This window comes from Haloarcula sp. 1CSR25-25, assembly GCF_032027985.1.
Classification (GTDB): domain Archaea; phylum Halobacteriota; class Halobacteria; order Halobacteriales; family Haloarculaceae; genus Haloarcula.
The window spans coordinates 422308-446136 of record NZ_JAHYBW010000002.1 but is presented as its reverse complement, the minus strand read 5'-3'; the positions used below and the strand labels follow the sequence as shown (position 1 = coordinate 446136).

The following is a 23829-nucleotide window of genomic DNA, read 5'->3' as shown; positions in this document are numbered from 1 at the left end:
GCATGCACAGCGCGATCGAGTTTGACATCGCGGTCCACGAGGATGGCGGCGGAGTCATCGAAATCACCGTCGAGGATCCGCAGTTGTACGACTCGATCGCACGCCTCGCCCAAGAGGGGGCAATCAAGGACGGAAACAGCTATCGGCTGACGGTCGACGACTTCAGCGATGTCTCGGGTCTCGTGGGCCACCTGCTGGCGAAGACGACCCAGCATCTCGCGAGGGACACGACGCCGGAGGACGTCCGACAGGATGTGTTCGAGCGGGACGACAACACTTGCATCCTGTGTGGATGTAACTTCGATGCGCCCGCCGTCGCGGACGCGAGCGAGCGATCGTTGAAACGTACCCTCGACCACATCTATCCGAAAGCACAGGCCAACGGAGTCCACCGTCCGCACGACCCGTGCAATCTGGCGACGGTGTGCGGCGGCTGCGATGATGTCTTCCTACAGGGAGACAACTTCCGACTCGACGCGAAACGGATAAACCATGAACTCGGCCCATACGAACGGCAGCTCCTCGCGTGGCTCGAAAAGCGAGCGCTGTTCCGGTCGGACTGGTTGACCGGGCGGCTCAACGCCGAACAACACCCGGACTACGAGGTGAGTTGCTCGTTCGTTCGCTCCCGTCTCCGCGCCCTGACAAGCGAGGGCCTCATCGTTGAAGTCCCTCACATCGCTTCCGAGGAGAGCTTCAGCGTCTTTCAGGTGAACTTCTGCCACCCGGCAGTCCTCTATCTCGAGGCTGACGCGGTCGACGCTCACGCCCGCCTCGACGAGAAAAACTACGTCAAGGACCGTCCAGACGGTGACATCATCGGTCCATCGGATCGTTTTCGCGACGAGTAACTAAGGACGCGTTCTCTCTGTTTTCTTCCCCGCTCGAGCGGCCTCTGCACAGAACCAGAGCAGGCGGGATGGTCCGCCTGGCGGTTACTGATCGAGTATTGGACCGATCCGATCGCGGAACTCCTCAAGACGTGCTTTGGCCTCCTGGCCTTCCTCCAACTCCATGAGGATGGCCTCGACGAGGTCCTTCGGTGCCGGGTCATCATCCAGGCCTACGAGGTCGACGACCCTCTCGAAGTCGTCATCATCGACGACGTACCGGTCACCTCCAATGATGATCGCTGCCCCGTCCGTCGCCGTCTGTTGGGTCGCATCGCTCTCGGTCGATGCGGAGGCAGACGACTCCTTTGTCGATTTGAACACCCCGCTGTGATCGTCCGGCGAGTCCTGCGACGTGAGCGTCTGCTGTTCGACTGCGCCGTCGTCAGTATGGCCATCTGCACTGGCCTCATCTGTTGCCTCCGCCGTGGTTGTCTCGGTCGACTCCGCCTCGGACGTGGTCTCAGATGACGTCTCAGTCTCCGAATCGGTCGCTTCGGGGAGAAGATCGCGACTCTCTAATGCGGTCTGCATCGCCTCGCGGTCGAAGATTGGGCTCCGGTCTGGGAACGGTATTTCGTTCTCCCGGAAGGTCACTGTCACGCCAGTGAACTCCTCCATCGGGATTTTCGTGGGGTCGTCCCACACGGCGACGCCCTCAAGCGACCCGGAGGTAAGTATTCGCACCTCTTCACGATATCGTGGGACCGCCCACTCCTCGAGCAGGCCTGATTTGTCCAGTCGGCCGTCGATATGCTCGAGCCCGAACTTCGCGACGATCTTGATATCCACCACCAGCGGGTGCTCGTCATCGTTGACAGAGGCGAACTCCACCCAGTCGTCGAGCAACGGGCCGGAGAGCTCTTCGAGAGTTCGGGGCGCATATTCCGATTGCCTCCGCAGGTAGTCCCCAGCACTACTCGTGAAGTAGTGATTATCGAAGAAGTTCCGATAGGCGGGACCCTCGTACTCTCGGAGGAGCGTCTCGTCGCGGATGCGTAACGCACGGTGGGTCTTGACGATGCCCTTGAGTCGATCACGCTCGGGGTAGTCACGGGTCCGCCGGCCTCGAACCGACTGTCCAGGTTTCTCATTGAACCGCGCAGAGTTCGTCTTCGAGTCTCGTTTTGGGATCCGGATGAGCGATTCGCGCTGGCCGTCCGATCGGGAGTCCTCTAAGCCATATACTTCCAGCATCCAGTCCGGGAGGGCCGTATACGATTGCCGCTTGTACGGAGCCGCTACGGAGGCAACGCGGTTCAGCAAGGGATCAAAGACCTCGTGGTTCGGGTTGAGGCCGGTCTTCGTCGAGTTGAACGGCATATGCTCAGAGTCGCCGCGGAGGTTCACCTCGATGTACAGTCGGGAGTGACCCTGTGCAGGACGGTACGCACCCAAGTACCCCGAGCTGAAGAGGTCATTTTCGGTGTCGTGGGCCACTATCATCCGGTCATTGACCGCGACGCTCAGTCCCGCTATCTGGTCGTTGGCATGCGTCAACAGCCCGACTTTGATGTCCGCGCGTACGCCGGCGCTGTCAGGAGATACGGTATCCCCCCCTTTGTCGAAGGCGATTTCCGTGTATTCGCGCGGCGCTAACCCGTCGAACGGGAGGTAACTGAACTCGACCTCCTCCGGCGGTTCGACCTCAAACTCGTAGTGGTTGTCTGCGTCGTACTCCAGCGTGATTTCGAACGGTTGCCGGGTCGACTCGCCGATCTTCACGCCGTCACGGAGCAATCGCTGATACGTCCGTCCCAGCGCGTCCGCTACAGCTTCGATATCGGCCTCGGTGATCTCCGCCTCCTCCGACTTGTCGTCATTCCGTGCGTCGATGGCGCGACGGGCACTTTCGACGACCGGACGAAACCCGTCGCGGAGTCGCTTGACGGTCACACGCGTGTGGCCCTCTGGAAGGTCTGGTGCGTGCTCACGCGGTGACTTGAAAGCATCTGCGCCTTCCTGCTCCTTCATCCGCTCGACGTCAACGGTGAACTGCTGCCCTTCGTGCCCCTGTCGGTGGCTAGCATACGTGATTTCGGCCCCAAGCGCGGCGAGTCGACTCGCCCCCACGCCGAAACGACCGATCGAGTCCTCGACGCTGTATGACGCCCCGAGTTGAGCAAGGACGTGGAGTTGGCCTGGCGGGAGTCCGCCGGAATTATCCTCGATAATAATTGCTTCGTCGTCATCGCCATCGCTGGCGACGTACGTGATCTCCACCTGTATGGGATCCGGGAGATCGAAGCCTTCGCTGGCGTACTCGTACGCTGCGTCAGCAGCGTTGTCGACCGCCTCTTGTACTGCCGCAATCGCGGCAGCATCGGCGGTCATCGTATCGAAGATGTCGGGTGTGGGAGTGTATTCGACATCGCCGTACTCTGGATCGTCGCGATCGGGGTCGGCGTCTGGGGGATTGTTTGACATGGGGGGTAAAGGTTCGCCAGCTCCCGGATTCCGGGGGTAGTTATTTCGTTTGCGGACGTTGCCTTCTATCAACGTAGACAAGCATCCCACAAGAAGTCTTTGTCAACGCTGGGCGATGTCCACTTGCAATCGGCCATCGAATCGTTGTTCACGTCGACAAGCGAAGAGATATAGTTTCATCTGTCGTTACCAAGGATGTGTTCTTGTCTACGTTGATAGTCAGTACAGACAATGTTGACCGAAAGGTTTAAATATCTGTAGTGCATCATTGCAAATGGAGGCATGGTCGTCAGAAGCGGACCGGTCGGTCACGGATCGATGTCCCCGCGACGTGCGGGGATTGAGGAAAGCGCTTGGACGCTTTCCGAAAGCGAACAGCAGTTACCTAAATGCAATGAAAGATACGAAACCCTGCAATAAAAAGGCTACGGATACGACAGCAGACGAACAGCGCATCAAACAGATAGCGGCTCTCGTCCACGAGATGCGGACGAAGGGCTGTCAGGTCATCGACGTCGTCGGGGAGGCGGAGGCCGACCCGTCCATGACGGTGACCGAACCTAAGCGGGAGGCCCGCCGACTCATCGGCCAACTCGGTGGCGTCCTTGGCGACCTCGCTGAGGAACAGGGGGCGGCCGAGGCGGCAGCCTCTCCTGACGGGACTGACGAGGCTGAGACCGACGGCGGCCTCGGCGGGATGTTCGGTGAGGCGGACGACAGCACCGAAGAGTCCGACCTGCGGGGGTTCGAGTGACGATGGCGGGTCGCTCGCCTTCCAGCGACGGTCGCAGTAACAGGGACCCCACAATGTCCGCAATGGACGTCGTTGAGGGGTTCCGCAAGCTCATCGAAGTAGAACCTGAGGCGGCAAGCGCCCGTCTCGACAGCGTCGCAGAGACCGTAGAGTCTTCTCGCGCGGCGCGCACAAAGTTCGTGGACGCGGTCGCGGACCTCATCGTGGCGCTACCGTCCGAAGGCGCGCGCTACCCAGCGCAGGTCCTCGCGGACCTGGTGTTGGACGACGCGATGGACGTCCGCGAGAAAGCCTGCGAGACAGCCGGGGAACTGGCGGCGGCACTCGGTCAGTCACACATCCGTCAGTGCAAGTCGCTGTTTGCGGCGACGGTCCAGCGGGTCGGTACCGACGACCACGAGTTCGTGCGTGAGCAAGCGGGCGCTGCCTGTCTGACACTCGCACTGGGGCCCGGCGGCATCGACCTGCCCGCTGCGGCGATGGTCATCGCGGTTCTCCAACAGACGCTGCCCAGACGAGCAGCGACTGCGTTCGAACGCGCTGCGGAGCGGTTGCAGACGGCGAAGGTCCCGGTCACGCCGGTACCGACGACCCGCTGACTGCGACCTGACTCCCGTCATGCGACGGGGAGACACCCAAGACAGCGCTTAATCGGCCTTATGACCGCAGCTCACTGCGGTAGCCGGTAGCTCCGGGACGATCCGATCCCGGGGCCTGGCTGCTCCGTAGTGTCTGATACCCTGATGCAACACACCACTACCCTGACAGAATCCTCCGACACGACAGACGAGACGGCCCCAGATGTAGCGCACAACCAGTGCCCAGAGTGTGGGGGCCACCTCGTCACCGATGAACAGCACGGTGAACAGAGCTGTAGCGACTGTGGGTTGGTCGTCACGACCGATCAACTCGATCGCGGGCCCGACTGGTACACCAGTGAGGGGGACGGAGGCCGCCGGAGCGGCGCTCCTATCACCTCGCGGTTCGTCGACAAGGGACTGTCGACGCGGATGGGCCACGGGGACTTCGAAGCAGCCACCGAGGCGACGTCGGAACGCCGTCGCCGGCAACTACATCGACTCCGCCGCCGCCAGCAGTGGTGTCGAGGCTCTGCGGAGCCCGCAGCCCAGCGGGATGCGCTCGCCGAGGTCCGGCGCATCGCAACCTCGCTCGGACTGCGCGGCGACGTGCGCGAAGCTGCGACGACGCTCCTGTCGCGTGTGTACGACGAGGGCTTCTTCCTCGGGCGGACCGTCGAAGGCGTCGCTGCCGCAGTCGTGTACGCAACCGCGCGGATCTTCGAGGTCCCCCGCCGGTTTGCCGCCGTCGTGGTCGTCGCACGTACCGATGAGGCGGAACTCCGAGGGACCTATCTATCCATGGTACGGGCGTGCGACCTCAAGGTGCCGCCGCCACGCCCGCTTCTGTACCTCCCCGCTTTAGCGTCCGATCTCGGCCTGACCCACGAGACGCGGCGGCACGCGCGGGCGCTGCTGGAGGCTATCGATGGAGTCCCGGAGCTGACGGGGCGAAACCCGGTCGGGGTTGCCGCGATGGCGATCTACGTGGCCTCCTGCGTCACAGCTGAACAGATCACCCAAACGGAGATCGCCGACGAGGCTGGAGTCTCCACGGTGACGATCCGAGTCACTCGGGCCCGCGTAGGCGAGATCGTCGGCAAAGCGCCAACGGCGATCATCACGGAGGCTGTCGCCGCCGACGACAGTGGAACGCGCGAAGCGTCGTAGGCGCTAACATCAATAGCGTCATCGCTCGCATCGCCGACACAGTTCCCCTTCGATCCAGAGTAGTTCGACGCGAACCTCCCCGGGGTCGAGTTTGTTTTCGTCCACTTCGTTGACGACCTTCATGTACTGGTCGTCACCCACCTCGCCGTCTTCAATGACGATGCCGATCTCTTGGAGTTGGCCCATCTAAAGTGTCAGCGCCCCCGCTTGGGAGCGATTAGCAGGGGGTGGCCGGGGGAAGGTTTTCTGTATTCGTTTAAATTGAGCTGCGATCCCTTTGGGAATACAGTAGGAAGCAGCCCCCAAGTTGCTTTAGTTTCTGAAGTGACCGCGTGCCACTGCATGAACTGTTTTGGCCGGCGGCGGTTATTGCTTTGTAAGCAATGGCAGACGATCTATCCAACCTTCGGGATCGATACCACCAATTTGTCCATGACCGGGACTGGCAACAGTTCCACACGCCGAAGAGTACCTCAATGGCATTATCAGTTGAGGCCGCAGAGTTGATGGAGTTGTTCCAGTGGCATGATAACATTTCTGCGGAACGTGTATCAGAAGACGAAAAGTTGGTCGCTGCGGCGGAAGACGAACTGGCTGATATTTTGATTTACTGTCTCAGTATGGCCGATCAGCTTGATACAAATCTTGAGGAGGTTATTGAAAGAAAACTGGAGGAGAACGAGAGACGGTTTGATGAAGAAACTGCGGCGGAGATTACTGCTAATCTTGAAAGATGGCAGCGCACTGAGTGAGGAAACCCCTCGAACTATTCCAGCAGTTCACTGATAATATCGTCTATCGGTCCCCCTATTTCGGAGGCATAGGTGGCTCTGTCAACTTTCGAATCTAATTATTTGGCTTGGATTCTGATATACCCACCATTTGGCGAACCGCTTTGCATGGTGTGTCTTCCCAGTCCGATAGGGCCGTGGAAGACGACCTAACCAGTAGCATCTAGGTGTTCAGCCACGCGATGATTGCTGTTCGAGACGCTACCGAAACCCGCTGAGAGCATCCGTTTTTATCCCGTACTCGCCGAGTTTCCGTCGAGAGCGGTTTCGATGAGGGTATCGAGTGATCCAATGATCTCCGAGCGATATTCGGTGACTGTCTCCATCGATTCAGTCACGGGTAACCGGCCAATTACCAACCGATGCCCGTTCTTGATAGTCACCTGCATCAGTGAGTCGAGATGACTTTCAGATCCAGTATCAGGATACAACAACACACCAGGAACATCCAGATACTGTTGGTAAGCGATGAGTTGGTAGAGGTCTTCTGCGTCTGGCTTTCGCGAGAAGTCTTTCCACTTAGCATCTAGCACTAACACTGGTTCATTGTCCTGATAAAGAACATAATCAGGTGCTGGTTTCAAAGTGAAGTCTCCAGCCAAGAACTCCTCTAATGACGGCTCTGTACTCAGCGAAAAGTCTTCACGTGCGTCACGAAGCGGCGCAATAAGTGCTGCCTGGTACCGATCAGGCATGTCCAACAAAAATGTATACGAAACCGCTTCCCCTCTGTTCAGGTCTTCTATAAGGGTGTTCTTGATGACGAGTTCAGCCAGGCGGAGCAGGTCCTCATAATGATTGGTTAGACGGGTGAGTTCGACATTACGAGCCTGCCTGTACTCGATTGGTTCGAGTGTGATGTCACGACGGAGTTGCTGGACCTGCCTACGCAGGCGTCGCTGTATCTGTACATCCTCAACCACGCGAACCAGAACGCGGGCAGCATGGAGAACAGTTCGATTGAGGAGCGTATCCCTGGTCAGTTCATCGTGACTACAATGGAACTCAGTGGCCGCTGGGCCTGATCGCTGCAGTTGGCGCTGCACATCGAGTCGACCGCGAACATACTCTTCTTGACGGTCAACCCGTTCATACGAACGAGCGACGCCTTGCCGCATTACCGACGCTAACTCGTCGCTATACAGTTCCGCTAGCAAGTCAACGAACTCGGTCCCAGCTTCGATTTCTGCGGACTGCTCAAGAGTGTCAACCTGGCCCTCCGTTTCATCAAGTTGGAGGAGACGAAGAAGGGCAGTCTGTGGAATCTTTGGCTGGATATAGATGCTGTCAGAGTCAGGGAGCCCGACCACTCCGGCGAAGTCGGTTGATTTGATAACTGCCATGCGGTCTCCCTGGGCCCCCGGAGAATCCACGATATTGACCGCTAATTTGTTGTCGTCCGCGAGCGACCGTAGATACTCGGCATCCCTGGCCGAAACTGAAATTGTGATACTATCCTGAACGCCGGCTTTCAAGATCCGATTCTCGGACACTGCAACCGATGGGAGTGGGTCGTAAACACTCACGATTCGACCTCAGCCACCTCCCTGAGTACAGTCCTGAGAGCTTCCGCTTCTTCGATATCCTGACCTTGGCCGAACACGTGTCGGATTTGCTCGTGATCCAAATCAAGCACGTAGTGAGCGTGTTCCGCGTCAAGTACATCTCTGATATCATCGAATGATTCGAAAAAGTACTCCTCCAGCAGTGGCAGCAGTTGATACTTCCAAGCCCTGACTACGTCAGCCTCCGATTCCGAACCCAGCAGGTAGGAGTGACCCAACTGCTTGCCTTTCCCGAGATCGCCTCGGTCACGAATCACTTCGTTGATGGCTTTTAACGCGAGTATCGAAGCAGCTCGCAACCCATCCAAGTTGTTCTTCCCAGCAGCGTCCTCAAGATCCGTCTCTGCTAACTGGAACCGATCAGCAAGAAATTCGTAGTCAGGGGGGAAGGATATGAAACCGAACCGCCTGCGGATAGCCGCATCGACGAGTGTGATTGAGCGATCGGCCGTGTTCATCGTCCCGATGATGTAGAGATTCGATGGAAGGCTAAACTCCTCGTTCGAATGAGCGAGGTTGACCGTCGTCTCATTATCCTCTCCTTCCCGTTTGTCGGATTCCAAGAGAGTTACCAATTCACCAAGAATATTGGCGATGTTCCCGCGGTTGATTTCATCGATGATGAGAACGTAGCGGGGGCTCTCGTCGAAATCTTCGGGGCCAGCGTTTTCCTGATTCGGCCAGGCAGACATCTCCTCTACGAACTCACGGAGGACACCTCTATCCATCTCGTAGGTAACCTGCCCGTTCTGACTCTTCGTGGTCAGGCCCTCGACGAAGTCCTCGTATGAGAAAGACGGGTGGAATGTGATGAACCGGCTCTGACGGTTCTCTTGAACCGTCTCGAGATTTTCGTGCAACCACCACTCTGCGAACTCCTGAGCGTGATGGGTCTTCCCTGTTCCTGGTGGACCATGGAACACTACCTGATTGGTTTCCTCGAGTTGGTCCGCAATACGGCGATAGGTATCAGGAACTTCTGTGATGGCCGCACGGTCAACGAAGTCGTGTACACCGCCGAACTTTCGTCGAAGCCTGTTCAATTTCGACTCTGTCGGGTTCATGAAGCCAGTGGGGTAGAAGCTGAGGTCATAATCGAGGACGGCATTGAGTGGCCGTCGGTCTAGATCCAGTTCCTGAATATTTATCAGATAAAAAATATATTCAAAGCTCTCATCGTCATCTGCCACCCATATCTCCTGGCCAAGACTCGGGTTGTATTCTGTCGTCGCCACTTCCGCCGCGTAAGGATACGTTCCACCCTTATAGAGCAAGAGAATGTCACCCTCCTCAATTGGTTTCTCTTCTTGATGGCCCCAGACCGGAACTGAATCGCCCTGGAATCGATCCAGGTCAACCGCAGTGTCATGCTTGCGAACTGTCGCTTTCGGGACGGGGTTTGTCACCGTCCGGTTGAGATTGTCACTGGTCCTGCCGGCCGGTACTAAGAATAGATTTGGTTCATCGCCTCTCCGCCCTCTGATGGCATCGGCTAGACGCTTGCCCGCCTCTGGGTTCTTGACCGTTTTGCGAGTGAAGTTTGCCGGTGTATCCTCGCTGTAGGCAAGATGCTTGTTCGCCTGTCCAAGTTCAATAGCCTCGGATTCTGGGAGAATTCGTTCCCAGTCAACGTCGATATGATATTCTTTGGATTGCTCGGGACCCACTTGGGGCTCCCCTTCCGGGACGTGCTCACCGGACCACTCTTTGGACACACGACCGACTGCTCGATACCCGATGCCGTTAACATAGCTCAGTATGATGTCTCCTTCCGAGATTGGTTTGAGTTTCTTACCGTACTCTTCAGTTCCAAACGTAGCAGCCACTCCAAGATCGTATATCTCGGTGCCGTCGCCGTCGCCCTGAATATGCCCCTTATTGGTATTGAGGAGATGATAATCTGGCATTGATTATGAGGTTGAGTGGAACGCTTATGAATGTACAGCCTCAGGACTAAATCCGGATGAGCGCTCATGTAGGATAGGTTATGTTTATACGGTGCGCTTACGAGGTTTCGCTGTTGATCCCGTGCCTTTGGGATTCAATTACTAACCTATTTTCAGTTGAGTACCGTGGAAACAGAATCGTGGAATGTTTCACACGCCTCCAACGTGAGCGGGAATTGGTCAGGTGCTCGTGACCAGTCTCCCTCTCGCTCACCCACATATATCAATATTCTTGCGTTATCGGAAACAAATCCGAGCGAATTTCCAGATATGCCGAGCACAGCGGTGCATCCGCTTTCATCTAACTTGTCGCTAAAATAAACAAGTTCAGAACGCCCTGGACGAACCGGTGGTGATACTCTCTCCTCTTCTTGTATCATACCCGTTAATAATAGTGCGTCAGCTCCTGTGTTGGTTCCACTGAGAATATACTCGCCCCCAAACGAGTTAGAGTTCGATTTCACTCTGAGCTCCACAGCATCAAGAATTGGTCTCACATCATCGAGTTTAATTCGACCGTCCGGACTCGCATCAGCAAGGTCATCGAACCTAATCAACGCGTCGTATAATTCGGTGGGTCCACCCATTGCAGTAGGAGATTCATGTGAAGGAATATGTGTGTTATCATAATTCTAGTCACATTTCAATGAAAAAAGATGGAGGCCGTCGTGACACTCTCGGTGAAATAAGGCAAGTAAGTTGCCCAAGGCATCAATTAGATGCAAATTTGAATTGCACACCTTGTTACCGAGACTGAGCTCGGATCATTTCCTTTCCGATATCGACCTGAAGATACGAGAGCAGTTGTGCCCCTTCAGGGGTAAGGTAATGAAATTCTTCATTGCCATCGGTGGCACTAATCTTGCTCACCAGGCCAATCTCGTCCAAGTAGTTCCCGTACCAATTGACCAGTGATCCCGGTGATCTTCCGCGCCAATCTCGCCCAGCCTTTTTTGGAAACCATTCCTCCAGTGCATCACCCGATACACGATCAGACGACCGAGACAGATCATACACGGAGTCGAGAAACAGAACCATCCCTACAGTCACGTCTGAATAAAACGGCCGATCGTACAGCAATTCTGTGAGCACTGCAGCCTGGTCAACGCTGAGGGGTGGTACCCGCTCTGGCCCCGCGCTCATGGCCCCAGCATAGGTATGGCCTCGTTCGGTCAAGAGTAATTTGTCTGATTGAGACACACGGAGTTGATCCACCTGTTGAAGTGGTGGTTTATTCACCCGCTGTATGAGATTGAGGCGAATACCAAGGCGTATGAACTGACCCATCCGTGCACTCGGCTTGTTCCAGTCCGGTTTTACAGCAATCTTCTCTAAATCATCAATACAGTCGTTCTTTGTCTTCGGTTCTGAAGTCGCTGCTAGGTACCGAATCAAACCGTTGATAAGATATAAAGACGCTACGCCGGTACTCACTGGTTGCTTTTCAAACATCGAATGGCTGGTGAAGAGTCTATCTTCAAATTTCTCTAACACAGTTCCCACGTCGAACTCCACCGGTTTGAGGCCAGTTTGACGGCATTGTTGCTTGATCGGTGGTGGAATTTCTGGAGCGAGGAGAATCGGTTTCAGGTGTGTCGCAGAAGGATACCGGTCACCGAGGACGGAGTGCTGGTAATAATCACGGTATTCCTCGAGCTGGACAACGTTATCTTCTGTTGCTCTCTCTGCTTTCAGTTCGATCAGGAGTAATTCTTCACCTGCCAGAAACAGCAGATCCGTCCGTCCAATATCGACAGTCTGCTGACGGGCGAGTAACGTGAGCGAATTATCTGGGTAATTCAATGTCTCCTCGGTGATGTCTGGATGCTTTGCGAAAACGTCTTCAATAGCTTTCTCGCTTGCTGAGCGACTGTCGGGCATTGAATACCTCAACAGGACACGGGAGAGATACAAATAACCACTTCTCGTGAGCGTTGATCACCTCGAATTTTCCCGGGGGTATAGCGTGTCGAGAACCGATCATTTGGATCAATGATGGGTTCACGCGGACGAACAAGGACTGGACCTATATCAACGAGTACATCAAGTTGTTCAGGGAGTTACGCTGAGCGGAACGCCAACTCATACAAGAAGCGCTAGAACGTGGCGGATGTTTTCGAGACGACTGACGATGACAGGTCTAAGGCAAGTCTATTGACCGACGCAACCGTCAATTCTCGCTGAACGCTGATGGAGGTTGGGATGACGCTTCGGGACGCTGACAGCGGGCCTGCGTATCCGTTCACGCTTACCAGACGACAACCAATCTAGTTCAACTCGGAAACGGTTGTCAAAGCTGGCACAGTGGGGGTCTCAGTCACTGCGAATCTCACTTGGGCCACAACTGTCAGGCAGGTTCTGGCGAGAAGTCAAACTATATCACATGGACCAGTCACCTGATTGACGATACAACCGGGGTCTCATATCCCCAGAACCTTGATACGAGCCGACAATTTACTAAACATTCAAATATCTGTAGTGCGGCCCACAAGCCATGTCTGGAGATCAACCCACACCGTTCGATACGCTAATCGATTACGAACACTCTGAAGATTTGGGAATTCAGGCAGTCGGTGATCATCAGGTGATGAACCAGATCACTGAACTTAATTTCGACATCGATAAGAAACCGATTGGAGATCTTCTGACAAGTTGGAAATTCAACGTACCCGAATACCAACGACTCTTTTCATGGCAAAAAAAACAGCATCGCCAAATTTGGTCTGAACTGCAGGAATTTATCGATTCGGACCTTGTGACCGGGCAGGACAACGTTTCTGATGTGTTCTTTGGGTCGATGTATTTTGCGGTGACAGATGAAGGGTCTACGTTGGAGGTGATTGATGGGCAGCAACGGCTCACATCGGTCTACATCCTCTTGCGAGTTATTTTGGAAAAGCTAGAGGATCTGATTGACTCTGGGAACATCGAAGCGAATCAGGTTGAAACCCTCTGTCATAACAGTAAATCTCAGATAGAAGAAATACTCTATCGATGGGATGCACTTCAGGGACAAAAAGCCACGTTACAATTAAACAAGCATGATAACGAATTCTTCGACGCGCTGATCATTGGAGACAAAGCACGGCTCATGTATCTCACCTCCGATGATCGCGAGTATATAGATGGACGCCGTGGTGAAGCGACGCAAATTTCGTCGCTAATCAACACCCTAGATATTGATCAAAAACTGGTAGAGCAATTTGATATAGATGATAATCGCTTGGACCAATACATTCCCATCTATGACTCAAACGAAAATCTAATTGAGGCATATACATTCTATAAACGGAAGGTTCAACAACTAAGTTCCGAGTCAACGCCTGCTGATAATCAGGCCATCGCACTCATCAATTTAAACAACTATATCCAACGGTCATATTATATTGGCCGGTTTGAAATCCGGGAAGCAGAACCCGACTTCAGAATGCGTATTTTCGAGATTTTGAACGATAGAGGTCTCGAGCTCACGAAGATTGATCGTATTCGAGCGAACGTAGTTAATGCATTTTTCGATGAGGACGACAGAGATGTTTACATCGGGAAGTGGGAGGATATTGTCGTCGCCTTCGGGACTGACAGCAGTAAGATCGAAGATTATCTTGCAGTGTATCTCAGCATCATCGAAGAAGAAGTCACTTCGACGGGAGAGGCCGGATCTGAATTGATCAATGCGTTTTCCACACGGAATCTCGAATCCGACGTCAATCCACGATTCAAGAATCTCTCCAAAGCGCGTACCTTCCTTGATAAAGCAAAAGAACTCATCTCGTACTATCAAGACATTACGAACCCGAAATTGGATAGCAACGAACTAGATATCTCCCAAGAGTATCGTGAACGTTGTCAGGAGGTACTTGTTCGGTTAGATGATCTGGGGACATCGCAGTGGTATCCGCTCATTCTGGCAGCTTACCATTACTCTGTGACAGAACCCGCAGGAGATGAAGAAAAATTCTATCAGCTTCTTGAAACGACAGAAAAATTGAATTTCCGAAGGCTCATTCTCGATGCGAACCCGAACGTTTTTGAAAATATCTTCGTTGAGGGAGCTCATAGATTCTACGAAAGTGTGGATACGGATGGAGTCGATCCGTATCGGAAAACTCGTGAATTCATGGTCAACCGCGTGCAAACGAACGCCTCGCAGATGTTTTCTGATGGGTTTATTGACGTTATGACTCAGGCCCATTCATGGAACTCGACGTATGCTAAACTGCTGTTCGGGAAGGCATCAAATCAAAAGTTCCGTGAGCAGGTTGGTGGTGTCAATCGTGAGTTGGATATGAGCCAGATTCACCTTGAGCACATTTTACCACAGAATTTCATCCACGATATTGACGATCCAATATGGCCGCTTGAGTTTTTCAAAACTGCCACGGAGGAAACAGAGATCGCCAAAGAGGTGGAGGAATACATCAAGTTGGCACAGCAGGATAGTAACCAACTGGATGAGGAGAAGAAACAGCGAAAAGAAGAGATTGAAACGTTCGTGACACAACGATTCGTTGAGGATGTTGGGAACTTCCTCTTACTTCGGGACCGGAACAATATCAGTGCCAGTGATCGGCCATTAGCGGAGAAACTCGTTGAATATTATTCTAACCCTGATGATTTCAGGGATATCCACGTGAACCGGTATTTTACATCCGCTAACGATGGGTTTGACGACGACAAGTTACAACAACTTCTGGCCCAGGCAGCGGAGGTTCAACAGAGGACTCTCGACGAGATTGACGAAGAACTCACTACTTACTTCAATGGCTTCTGGAACTACGAAAACATGAAAGAGAGGCGAGTGGACATACTTGAGGACCTCTTAGATGTTCTTTCATTTGAGGAGATTGACGACGAATTCGGTCTAGAGTCTGACCGAACGTCTGTGCGGGCAGAGATTCGCGAACAAACTGACCGTGAGTTCGAAAAGCGGTTGTCGATGCGATCACTGTAACGCGGCAGTCAAGTTCGAAAGGCCCCGAGGAAGCAGATTTCAGTCAAGATCTGAGGACGATGATCAATTTGATGTTATCGGAAATGTCGATTACGAGCCGTTCCTTGAGGAGCCATCAAGTTCCTGAATACAGCCAAAACAAGCGGTCAATATATCTGCTGTTCCTTTGAGAGTCGCTTTTGATCAGCCGTCCCGTTCACTCCCGTGCTTCTGTGACGGCGTCCTTCGCTTCCTGAGGGGTTCCCGGGCCTGTCCCACCGACCTTACCACAGAAGGGACAATACGGAGTCGGGTCATCATCCCACTCCCATGCCCATCCACACTCACAGTGCATCATGGCGTTCCCACGGGCCTGACTTCGGTTGCTCGACGTAAAGTAATAGGGCCGATGAACCGACGCAGTCAATGCTTGATGCTGTCCATCCGTTACAAAGAATTTTTAGACCTACCGTGTTCCACATCCAGAACCCATTAGTAGACGCTAGCCCGCCGCAAATCACCAGACCCAGCCGATTCTCCGGATTGCGTCTCTCTCTGATAGGATCGTGGAGAGTTGCTGAGGCCAGGATGTGTATTCAGAAACTGTTACTTCCGCCACCGGTGCACTTGTCGATGCTACGCTCGAAATCGTCGACAGTAATAAAAGATTGAATATTATGCGAACGAGTCATTATATGTGACTTCGGAAACGGACATTCCCGACGAGGCCTATTGGGTCGAAGTAGATGGAGACGGTCGGACGCACCCCTGTGGTATGCACAAGTGGGTGAATCTGAAGACTGTCGACCTTGTGCATTCGATCTCCAGCGAAGAAAATGCTCCCAAACGATGGGTACTTCTCACGGATGGCAGTCATCAAGCGTGGGTGTGGGGAGCCGACTTGGAGGAATACGGATACAGTCTTCAGCCCGACGAACGAGTATCGGACGCTGAACTCGAAGCGATCACGCTCAAGCAGGCCGCGATTCAGGACGAGTCGGATGTCTCGGTAGCGGAGGCGCTGGCGCTCATCGAGGCTGGCAGACCCGAGCAGGTGCACCACGCCCTCGTCGCACTGTACTACGCGGCCAAAGCTGACTCTGACGTTCCTGACGAAGACGTTGACAAGTTCCAAGAGGTGGTTCGCTATCAGACTGGACATATCGACACCAGCCATCACCCGACGTTGCGGCGTGTTCTTGAAGATGTGAACGGTTTGGCCGAGTGATCTCGCCGTGTCCAAATCCTCAGTGCGCTCCAAGATATATTCAATCTCCCGAGACAAGCCGATAGGCAACGGCGTCATCAACTTTCCAGACCGCCCTCTCGTGTGATTCCTCGTTCAATTCATAATATGAGAGAATGTATACCTCCGCATACTTGTCGAGAATATCCGCTGTAATCCGGTAGTCTCGATCCTCGGTGTATTTGATTTCGTCACCATCCTCTGCTCGAATATAGGTGGAAGAAACGGTCACACCCGGATGCTCGGTTGAATCGTATTCAGACTTGTTCTCAGAATCGCTCGGTTCATCATCTGGGTTAGCACGAGCGAGATGCCAGCCATCCAAGTCACGGTATAGCAACTCGAAAATTCGCCCTTCACTGCGCTGTGATTTGACAAGTGGCTGGTCTGGATCCTCTTGCCAGACCCGACGGCTGACGGCATGATGAAACTCAACTGGCTCTTCAGAGACGGGGCTTTCCTCAATGTCGAATCGCTTAAGAACCGGATCGAACTTCTCTGGGCCTGCCTTTGCCTGCGAGATTAGGATCTCATCGGCTGTCCGAACTAGTGAGAACTGCCACGGGGTGGATTCATTTCCGCGGTGAGTAGTCAGGGATAGACTGCTTGCTCCTGCGAGCGTGTAGTGATTATCGGCCTCAGAGAGATAGTCGGATTCAACGAGTGCCTCTGCCTGTTGCTTAACCTCAGACTCCTCATATCCAGCAGACTCACAACTCGAAATGATGGTTGACGCTGGTACCATCGAGGTTCCGTCACGCCCGTTTTTGAATAGGGTAGTGAGGATTTCGTCTTGAAGTGTGCTCATATTGTACGAAGTCAATATCGTGCAAAATAACCTTGGAATTGTAATATATAATATATATCTGCATCTGAAACGTGCTGGAGACGCTCTCTGTGTTCAGCACGCTATTTGTATCGAAACTTGTTGACCTGAGGGTTTTGTAGCCTCGGTCAGTAGTTGAGTGGTACGGTGGTCAAACTCTGATGAAAGTCATGTCATGGAACGTCGACGGAACGTTCCCACCGGCCGGTTCGCCCGATAGTATCGAGGAACAGATCGAGTGGTTCTCGACGTTCGATACCCTTCCCCAAGTCTTGCTTCTCCAAGAAGTCAATCACAACCGGTCCGACCACTGGTATGACCTACTTTGCGACCAGCTCGGCTATCATACCATCAGGGGTACCTTGGATTTGGCAGCCGAGCTCGAACACAGCAACGGTCACATCACGGCCCTCCGTGGCCGAGGAACGCTCTCGGTGAACATATACGACCCCGAGGATTCAGGATTTCGTCCAACTGACTTCCCCGAGAAAATCCTCGTAACGGAGGTCGCACGTCCAGAAACGACGATCGAAGTGTGGAACATCAGAGCAGTGCCTGGGAACGATTACGGCGAGGAAAAAATCAAGATTCACGAACTCGCGTACCACGGCATCACAGAGGGACAAACACGACCACGAATCCTAGCAGGGGATTTCAATTCCCCCGACCGTGAACTCGCTGATGGGCAGGCTGTTCCGTTCGGGTATAATCGAGACAAATCAATCCGCGAGCGCTGGGTGAATGCAGAGTTGAACCTCCTGAAAGGGCTCGGGCATCTCGGCATGGTCGATGTCTTCCGGGCACAGCACGGGTATGGCGATCTTGACGTATTGGACAAGAGTTGGGACCGCCAGAAGCGCTTCGACCACATAATCGCCTCCCAGGAATTAACACACACCGAGTGCTGCTACCTTCCCGACGGGTACGAGTACAGCGATCACGCGCCGATTGTCGCCGAGTTCGATGTATAGCGCTGTTTCTTCAGTATGTATTCTTGAGTGCTGTCGTTCATTGGCCAAAATGAAACTGCTAATTTTATTCTCTATTCACCATAGTTCTCACACTGGTTCTGCCCGGAATTCTGGAGCCGTTGAATCGGGCGTGCAAGATATGGGGTGCATATCGAACACTGAGGCCATGAAAAGAATCAATTATGTGTAACATCGTCTATGCTACGAATGTCGCCAGCCAATCCGAACGCTCCCGCCGACCATCTACACGATGCCCTCGAAATCCTCTGTCAGGCGCTTTCCCCAACAGAGTTCCCAGCTGTGGAGAACTGGCAGATCGCGTATGGACCTGGTATGAGTCGGTACTCCCGGGCGCCATATTGGAACCCTCTGGATGGTCACGACAATTTCGGCAGGGATACCCCTACGACAGTCGTGCGACTCCTTTACTCCCCAACGGGCGCCACGGTGCGTTCGGACTGGATTTCCCACATGAACTATATTTCTATCCGCTTCGGCTCTGATTGGAATCCAGAGTACAATCAGGACGAAGATGGCGATGCGGTGATGCCGAGTTCGGAAGCTGGCCTAGCTGAATCCTCACGCGTGGCTGACAAATACATGATTGGTGGCCCACTATGTGACCCTGTGGTCACCGGAGAAGTTGAAACGGCAACCCAGACGCTCTTCAACCAATTTTCGCGTCTCAAGGCTGGTGCAGATCTCAACCATATCTTGGAGGTTCTTGCAGCGTGTAGATCAGATGTCCTCATCAGCGATGATTACGGAGAAACGCTTCCCGCAGTCGAGGATTGTCCGGCAGACCTGTTTGACGGGGACGTAGATACAACAAGTCCGCTTCGGTCTATTTCCGGTATCGGTGCCACGACTGTCAAACGGTTTGCGTCCCGGGTTGGCGTTTATCCGAACCTTCGCACAATCGAGAGAGATAATTTCAATGGACTGCTTCCCGGCTACGATAACAATCCTGATCTTGACGAAATGGACGACGTCATTGATGCGATCACCGAACAGTACCAACAGCTCAGCAAGCAGTCTGACTGGCCCTCGGGTCAGATCGATGTGGACCAGTTCGCCGGGTATCCAGTGGGGAACCCGATGGCCCACGGTGACGTCTAATCACTATCTGTCTTATGTCTTGCCAGCAAGTAACCCTGGTAGCACGAACTACCAGCAGGCTGCCGGCCGGTAGACAAGAGGCGTGAACAAAACATTCACCGACGCAATCTTATCCGCCAACTGCGCAACCCGAAGGCACAGGTTGCGTGATTCGCAGTTGTTCTTTCCGGCTTTCGACGCTCTCTAATGTACATCTATCGCACTCAGGTAAACGCTATTGTAGCAACTGTTGCTACCCTCGTGGGAACTTGTGGCTGGGTTCGTTGAAATCCATTCATCTATTTTTGATAGTAATGTTTCAGTTCGTTCTATCTCTGCAGGTAATGGCTGCGTTTTTATACGATTGTATCTAATGTCAATGAGGGATAATGAGCGAGTATTGGGATCAACCAGTACGTGGTGAGCAATTCAGTATCGTGAACAAGCGAAACCATTGGGAAACCTTCCGTACGAACCCAACTGCGCAGTCACTCCTCGAGTTCGGGGAAACGTGGTGGGCATACCGCCATTTCGGCGATCCAGCTCATTTCGTCCGAAAGCGAATCTTAGATGCGGGCTATTCGGCTACCGAGATGCGAGATCTACTCGAGCAGTCTGCCGCAAAAGGCCCAGAAGCAATCGAGGAGGATATCCCTGGAATGGGGGTTGCAACACTGAGCGAGGTACTGGAGGTAATCGATTCAACACAGTATGCTACGCTCAATTCCAAGTCACGGGAGGGGTTACGAGACTTGGGCTATGCTGTCCCTGGAGGGAATCCAGATGTAGATTCATACACCCAGTTCACAGAGCATGTCGAAGAAATCGTGCCGAAATATGGGCTGAAGCAGAGGGTGGATTCGACTGTCTCGCGGGGTGTTCCAGCCGACACAAGCAAAATCGATATCGCGCAGGTGGCGTTCGAGATGAATCATAACGACCGGTTTCCATTTGCACTACGTGACCTCCGATGAGAACTCGGCTGTACTTCTCTGATGTTTGTCGACTCCCTCCGCGGACTCTCCACACTCGTCCGATATCGCAATCCGATAGAACTGGGGCGGCTCGACTCGCCACGGTGAGAATCAGCGGCGTTTAATTTTTTCTCTCCGGGCGTCCTCACGCTCTCGGCGCTGTTGTAGCCCTTCCTTGGCGGCTTCGAATCAGGTGATTCTGGGGCTGTCTTCCAACTCACGGGTGGCGACCTGCTGACTAATGAGGCTATCCCAACGCCCGCATGGGGTTGTGTTTCAGCGTCATCACCTTCTCGACAATCAGCTATGGGGACCCTGACCCGACGGGGTCGCGTCGGCGAATTCCTGTCGGACTCGAATCACTCGCCGGAGCCATGTTGGTCGCCCTCTTCATCTTCGTGGTTGGCCGGCGCACTGCAGGATAGCGGCTCTGTCTCTCGAATTCTGGTTCTATAGCATCAAATACTACTGTATGTGGACCGGTAATTGCATCCCCTGTACTGGGCGGATTAAGAGTGCAACAACGGGTATGCTACCCGCCTTATCTGGAAAAGGTGCGAAACCGTGCCAGCGAGCTGGGCCACACGTTCTCTCAGTCGGTGGTCCGTGACGAGGATTGCTCGGCGGCTGGCGGGTGATGGAGTCTCTGCAGTACAGCGCATGTCATAGAACAGTGCACAGGGTCGGTTCTGGACCGTTTAACATACATCTCTTCAGTATATATGTGGATTGACCGGTGATCTTCGATCAGGTGCCCGTGGTGTTTGTGGTAGTATGCAAATACAACGCGCGTATGCGTCATTGAAGGGACGACAAAATGAGGCTAATCTATTCGTCCAGACGAGAGTCATACTTTGCAGTTCGAAAATCGATAATCGACAGAAACACGACGGGTAACATTGTCCAAAGTACGGCATTACTCACAATGGATACGCAGCCTATACTTTAGCATACTTCTAATGTTATTGTAACCACATGAATCACGACCCGATGTCTGTGGTATATAACGCACAAGAAGGGAAGGGCCCGTGTTCGGAGTGCCCTGCCGCAGCAGGAAATAAAGACAGCACGAACCGTCGAGCGGACCACCCACACCCTGGTTATTTTAATGCTGATGATCCAACAATCGTTTTTGTCGGAATTGAGCCAGGTCATAAGGCACCACAGAGATACTACCAGTCGTTTGATATATATTCCCAGGAATCTGGTGGGAAGTTTCTACAACCAAATAACGGTGGACGAATCCTCGCAAAGACGCTTCAGTTAGTCAACGGTGTCGGAATCAAGGACACATTCGTCACCGACTCCATTAAGTGTCCTCCAGAAGGCAAATCGAACACGAAGCGACCAGTAGAGTTCAGTCACTGCCAATACTACCTGAATTCCGAGGTCAAATCCTACAATCCAGATGCTTTCGTCGTCTTGGGTGAGATTCCACGTGCACGTGTCGTCGAAACATTAGGCCATGGAAACGCTCTCTCCGACGTTCATAACGAGGTAACGAAAGATGTGGGCCGTATTATCATAGAAGAACCAACGGTCGTATCTGCTGTCCATTGGGCGCATGGACATCTAACTAACCCCCCACATCGTGAATGGGGGGCCGGTTGGGTTGAGCAGGCAGATTACTTACCAAATCAAGAATTCAGCAGTAATATACAGATTCTTCAACATGCATTGCGACATGCCTGTTCTGAATGAAATAGTCTACAAAGGGTGTGCGGTTACTTTTTATTGCAAGTCGGTTATGATTATCACCAAGGTGGTTCCGGATGACCAGTCTTAATCAAATCACTCATAGTCCAGAACGGCGTAGTCCTTACTGAATACATGCTCTGGGCGTTGAGCTTTGTTTAGACGCGGTGCGCATTGTCTTCTCTGGACTTTCTCTAGACGACGAGATTTGGTGAAGAGGGCCTCACAGACTGGTCGTGTTCACCGAGATAGCCACTACCTGACGACTTGTGGAGCGTCTAAACAAGGCCCAGAGCGTGTATTCAGCATTTAAGACTGACCGCACCGAATAAGTCAAAAGAATCCATCAGGGAAACTTCTTTGACACAATGGAATGTAGAGGTGGTATGCCCGAGTCTGCCGTCCAATTGAATGTCTACATGCCGAATCTGACGGAAAATGGTGAAAATAAAGTAGCTGACATGATGAGGGAATACGGGTTTTCGATATCAACCACCTGGGAACCTGCGAAGAGTGAATTGGAATACCAGACGGCTGCTTTCGCTGATACAGAAGAAAATGTAGAGGCAATCGAAGAATTGGAGTCAGCACTCAAAGGCGAGTTCTCTGTATCAGGAGGAACGTCTATCGGATTGGATGAAAGTCGACAGACGACTCAAGACAAGCCGATCAAAGGGGCGTATCAAATGACTGTAGAACGTACCAGTAGCTAATATTCCTATATAACTCCGACAGCTACGTTCTTATTTGTATGCTCCTTGATTTCATCACCTGCGATGATGAATGTGCGCCCTGTATGCGGCACGGTCGTGGAAACCTCACCAGTCCCTCCCAGAAGCAACTTGACCGATACAGAGGTTATATTCATCACGTGTGAACGATGTGTTAATTGTGACTTGGTGATATCTCCATCTAAAATCGGATCAGTTCATCCGATGCGTAAAGTCTTGATTACAGAGCACCGTATGGACGCTCAAATTTCATTGAGACAGTTTCGTACGATAGTCGCGGGTCAATCTCATGCTGAACTATCGACTCAAACATTTCCGGTGTATCCCCCCACGAGTCACCGAAAATCTCTACAGGATTATCTATATCATAGAATTCATACGTTGGCTCTCGTCCAGAATCTCGTATTACTTCAATTACAATAGAGTGTTCAGGGGGATTCCCTGCATTGCCAGAAGGATCTTCAGGCCTATCTAAAACAAGTGTATATCCACAGGTTTCGACTATCTCATCAGGGCTCCTTTCAGAGTCGATTAATCTCTCTAATACATCTTCCTCAGTCCTACAGTCCGAAAATAATTCGTTAGGATTGGAAATCTCGTAAATCCAGAAAACTTCACCATTTTTCTGAGGTGCTTTTTCAAAGATGACTGCCGGGTCTGCTGACGAAGCAAATAGAGTGGGTTTGGACGTTGGTTCACACAACTCAATGTTTATAACATCTTGAGCACGGAATGCTTGGAACGACGCATCTTCGTTTTTTGGGTTATCAGACCACAACTGAATTGTGTCGCCACTTACCCCACTATGGACAGATAACGCCATTCCGCTTCGAGTATACGTCCCACTATACCTATCATTGTCAACTGTGATTGTGATTTCTACTTCGGGACTCTGATCTCCGAGTGTTTCATCAAGTTCCCGTCTTTCGTTTCCCGAATCGGAGTCTCGTGTTGGTTTCTCCATAGGCAATATTCCGTTAGCTGGATGATTAATGCATTGGAAGATTCGCATAGTTCTATGCAAGATGCGCGCCCTATATCTTGCACACTCGGTTCAACATTCCCAGAAGGTGTCAGAATGAGCATGCGAGATATAGAGGATGAATTCAGTATGCGGGCCGCATTTCTTTCAGGCTGAACTCAACGAAGTACCTGTTCAGTAGACGTGCGAATTGTCCATCGTAACTTTCCCCAGTCGAGATGATGCACATAGAGTCGTCCAATTACAAATGTTACC

21 protein-coding genes are annotated in these 23829 nt (G+C 52.8%); 13 read left to right on the top strand and 8 right to left on the bottom strand.

The window, feature by feature from the left end; all coding sequences use genetic code 11:
- Positions 1-2: 2 nt before the first annotated feature.
- A complete protein-coding gene (locus KZ498_RS07370) occupies positions 3-851 on the top strand; it encodes a hypothetical protein (RefSeq protein ID WP_312618042.1) in 849 nt (282 codons plus the stop codon).
- Positions 852-935: 84 nt separating this feature from the next.
- Here the strand turns inward: KZ498_RS07370 and KZ498_RS07365 are convergent, their stop codons facing one another.
- Positions 936-3317: an ATP-binding protein gene (locus KZ498_RS07365; protein ID WP_312618041.1), complete on the bottom strand. Its 2382-nt coding sequence runs from the start codon at positions 3315-3317 to the stop codon at positions 936-938.
- A 394-nt stretch (positions 3318-3711) separates the two neighbouring features.
- Between KZ498_RS07365 and KZ498_RS07360 the strand changes: the two genes are divergently transcribed.
- From KZ498_RS07360 to KZ498_RS07350, 3 genes are all read left to right on the top strand, one after another.
- Positions 3712-4071 (top strand): hypothetical protein, encoded by a 360-nt coding sequence (locus tag KZ498_RS07360; protein ID WP_312618040.1) that lies wholly within the window; start codon positions 3712-3714, stop codon positions 4069-4071.
- 62 nt (positions 4072-4133) lie between these two features.
- Positions 4134-4670 carry a hypothetical protein gene (locus KZ498_RS07355; protein WP_312618039.1) on the top strand — a complete coding sequence of 179 codons (537 nt, stop codon included), beginning with the start codon at positions 4134-4136 and terminating at the stop codon, positions 4668-4670.
- 144 nt (positions 4671-4814) lie between these two features.
- Entirely contained in the window at positions 4815-5819 is a 1005-nt protein-coding gene (locus tag KZ498_RS07350) for a transcription initiation factor IIB family protein (RefSeq protein ID WP_312618038.1), read from the top strand.
- A gap of 18 nt (positions 5820-5837) precedes the next feature.
- On the opposite strand, the gene KZ498_RS07345 is transcribed toward KZ498_RS07350, so the two are convergent.
- Positions 5838-6005, bottom strand: a complete 168-nt coding sequence (locus KZ498_RS07345) for a hypothetical protein (RefSeq protein WP_312618037.1) — start codon at positions 6003-6005, stop codon at positions 5838-5840.
- Between the two features lie 197 nt (positions 6006-6202).
- On the opposite strand from KZ498_RS07345, the gene KZ498_RS07340 reads away from it, so the two are divergent.
- Positions 6203-6571: a nucleotide pyrophosphohydrolase gene (locus KZ498_RS07340; RefSeq protein ID WP_312618036.1), complete on the top strand. Its 369-nt coding sequence runs from the start codon at positions 6203-6205 to the stop codon at positions 6569-6571.
- Between the two features lie 269 nt (positions 6572-6840).
- On the opposite strand, the gene KZ498_RS07335 is transcribed toward KZ498_RS07340, so the two are convergent.
- The 4 genes from KZ498_RS07335 to KZ498_RS07320 all read right to left on the bottom strand — a co-directional run bounded on the left by KZ498_RS07335 (position 6841) and on the right by KZ498_RS07320 (position 12002).
- Positions 6841-8136, bottom strand: a complete 1296-nt coding sequence (locus KZ498_RS07335) for a 5-methylcytosine restriction system specificity protein McrC (RefSeq protein WP_312618035.1) — start codon at positions 8134-8136, stop codon at positions 6841-6843.
- The gene (locus KZ498_RS07330) at positions 8133-10082 is read right to left on the bottom strand and encodes an AAA family ATPase (protein ID WP_312618034.1); all 1950 of its coding nucleotides are present in this window, start codon (positions 10080-10082) and stop codon (positions 8133-8135) included. The genes KZ498_RS07335 and KZ498_RS07330 overlap by 4 nt, the downstream gene beginning before the upstream one ends.
- Positions 10083-10234: 152 nt before the next feature.
- Positions 10235-10708 carry a hypothetical protein gene (locus tag KZ498_RS07325; protein WP_312618033.1) on the bottom strand — a complete coding sequence of 158 codons (474 nt, stop codon included), beginning with the start codon at positions 10706-10708 and terminating at the stop codon, positions 10235-10237.
- A gap of 157 nt (positions 10709-10865) precedes the next feature.
- Positions 10866-12002 (bottom strand): hypothetical protein, encoded by a 1137-nt coding sequence (locus tag KZ498_RS07320; protein WP_312618032.1) that lies wholly within the window; start codon positions 12000-12002, stop codon positions 10866-10868.
- A gap of 613 nt (positions 12003-12615) precedes the next feature.
- On the opposite strand from KZ498_RS07320, the gene KZ498_RS07315 reads away from it, so the two are divergent.
- The gene (locus KZ498_RS07315) at positions 12616-15072 is read left to right on the top strand and encodes a DUF262 domain-containing protein (RefSeq protein WP_312618031.1); all 2457 of its coding nucleotides are present in this window, start codon (positions 12616-12618) and stop codon (positions 15070-15072) included.
- Positions 15073-15748: 676 nt separating this feature from the next.
- Positions 15749-16279, top strand: coding sequence for a hypothetical protein (locus KZ498_RS07310; RefSeq protein WP_312618030.1), 531 nt, complete (start codon positions 15749-15751; stop codon positions 16277-16279).
- A 40-nt stretch (positions 16280-16319) separates the two neighbouring features.
- Here the strand turns inward: KZ498_RS07310 and KZ498_RS07305 are convergent, their stop codons facing one another.
- On the bottom strand, positions 16320-17105 hold the full coding sequence (locus KZ498_RS07305; protein ID WP_312618029.1) for a hypothetical protein: 786 nt from the start codon (positions 17103-17105) through the stop codon (positions 16320-16322).
- A gap of 179 nt (positions 17106-17284) precedes the next feature.
- On the opposite strand from KZ498_RS07305, the gene KZ498_RS07300 reads away from it, so the two are divergent.
- The 6 genes from KZ498_RS07300 (at position 17285) to KZ498_RS07280 (ending at position 22574) form a co-directional block, all read left to right on the top strand.
- On the top strand, positions 17285-18094 hold the full coding sequence (locus KZ498_RS07300) for an endonuclease/exonuclease/phosphatase family protein (protein WP_312618028.1): 810 nt from the start codon (positions 17285-17287) through the stop codon (positions 18092-18094).
- A gap of 207 nt (positions 18095-18301) precedes the next feature.
- Positions 18302-19213 (top strand): hypothetical protein, encoded by a 912-nt coding sequence (locus tag KZ498_RS07295; protein WP_312618027.1) that lies wholly within the window; start codon positions 18302-18304, stop codon positions 19211-19213.
- Positions 19214-19785: 572 nt separating this feature from the next.
- Positions 19786-20166: a hypothetical protein gene (locus tag KZ498_RS07290; RefSeq protein WP_312618026.1), complete on the top strand. Its 381-nt coding sequence runs from the start codon at positions 19786-19788 to the stop codon at positions 20164-20166.
- A gap of 263 nt (positions 20167-20429) precedes the next feature.
- Positions 20430-20591: an ion channel gene (locus KZ498_RS24685; protein ID WP_396276101.1), complete on the top strand. Its 162-nt coding sequence runs from the start codon at positions 20430-20432 to the stop codon at positions 20589-20591.
- A 550-nt stretch (positions 20592-21141) separates the two neighbouring features.
- Complete coding sequence (locus tag KZ498_RS07285; RefSeq protein WP_312618025.1) at positions 21142-21867, top strand: uracil-DNA glycosylase family protein; 726 nt, start codon at positions 21142-21144, stop codon at positions 21865-21867.
- 380 nt (positions 21868-22247) lie between these two features.
- Positions 22248-22574, top strand: a complete 327-nt coding sequence (locus tag KZ498_RS07280; protein WP_312618024.1) for a hypothetical protein — start codon at positions 22248-22250, stop codon at positions 22572-22574.
- 238 nt (positions 22575-22812) lie between these two features.
- Here KZ498_RS07280 and KZ498_RS07275 read toward each other — a convergent pair whose 3' ends face one another.
- The gene (locus KZ498_RS07275; protein WP_312618023.1) at positions 22813-23556 is read right to left on the bottom strand and encodes a hypothetical protein; all 744 of its coding nucleotides are present in this window, start codon (positions 23554-23556) and stop codon (positions 22813-22815) included.
- Between the last annotated feature and the right edge of the window lie 273 nt (positions 23557-23829).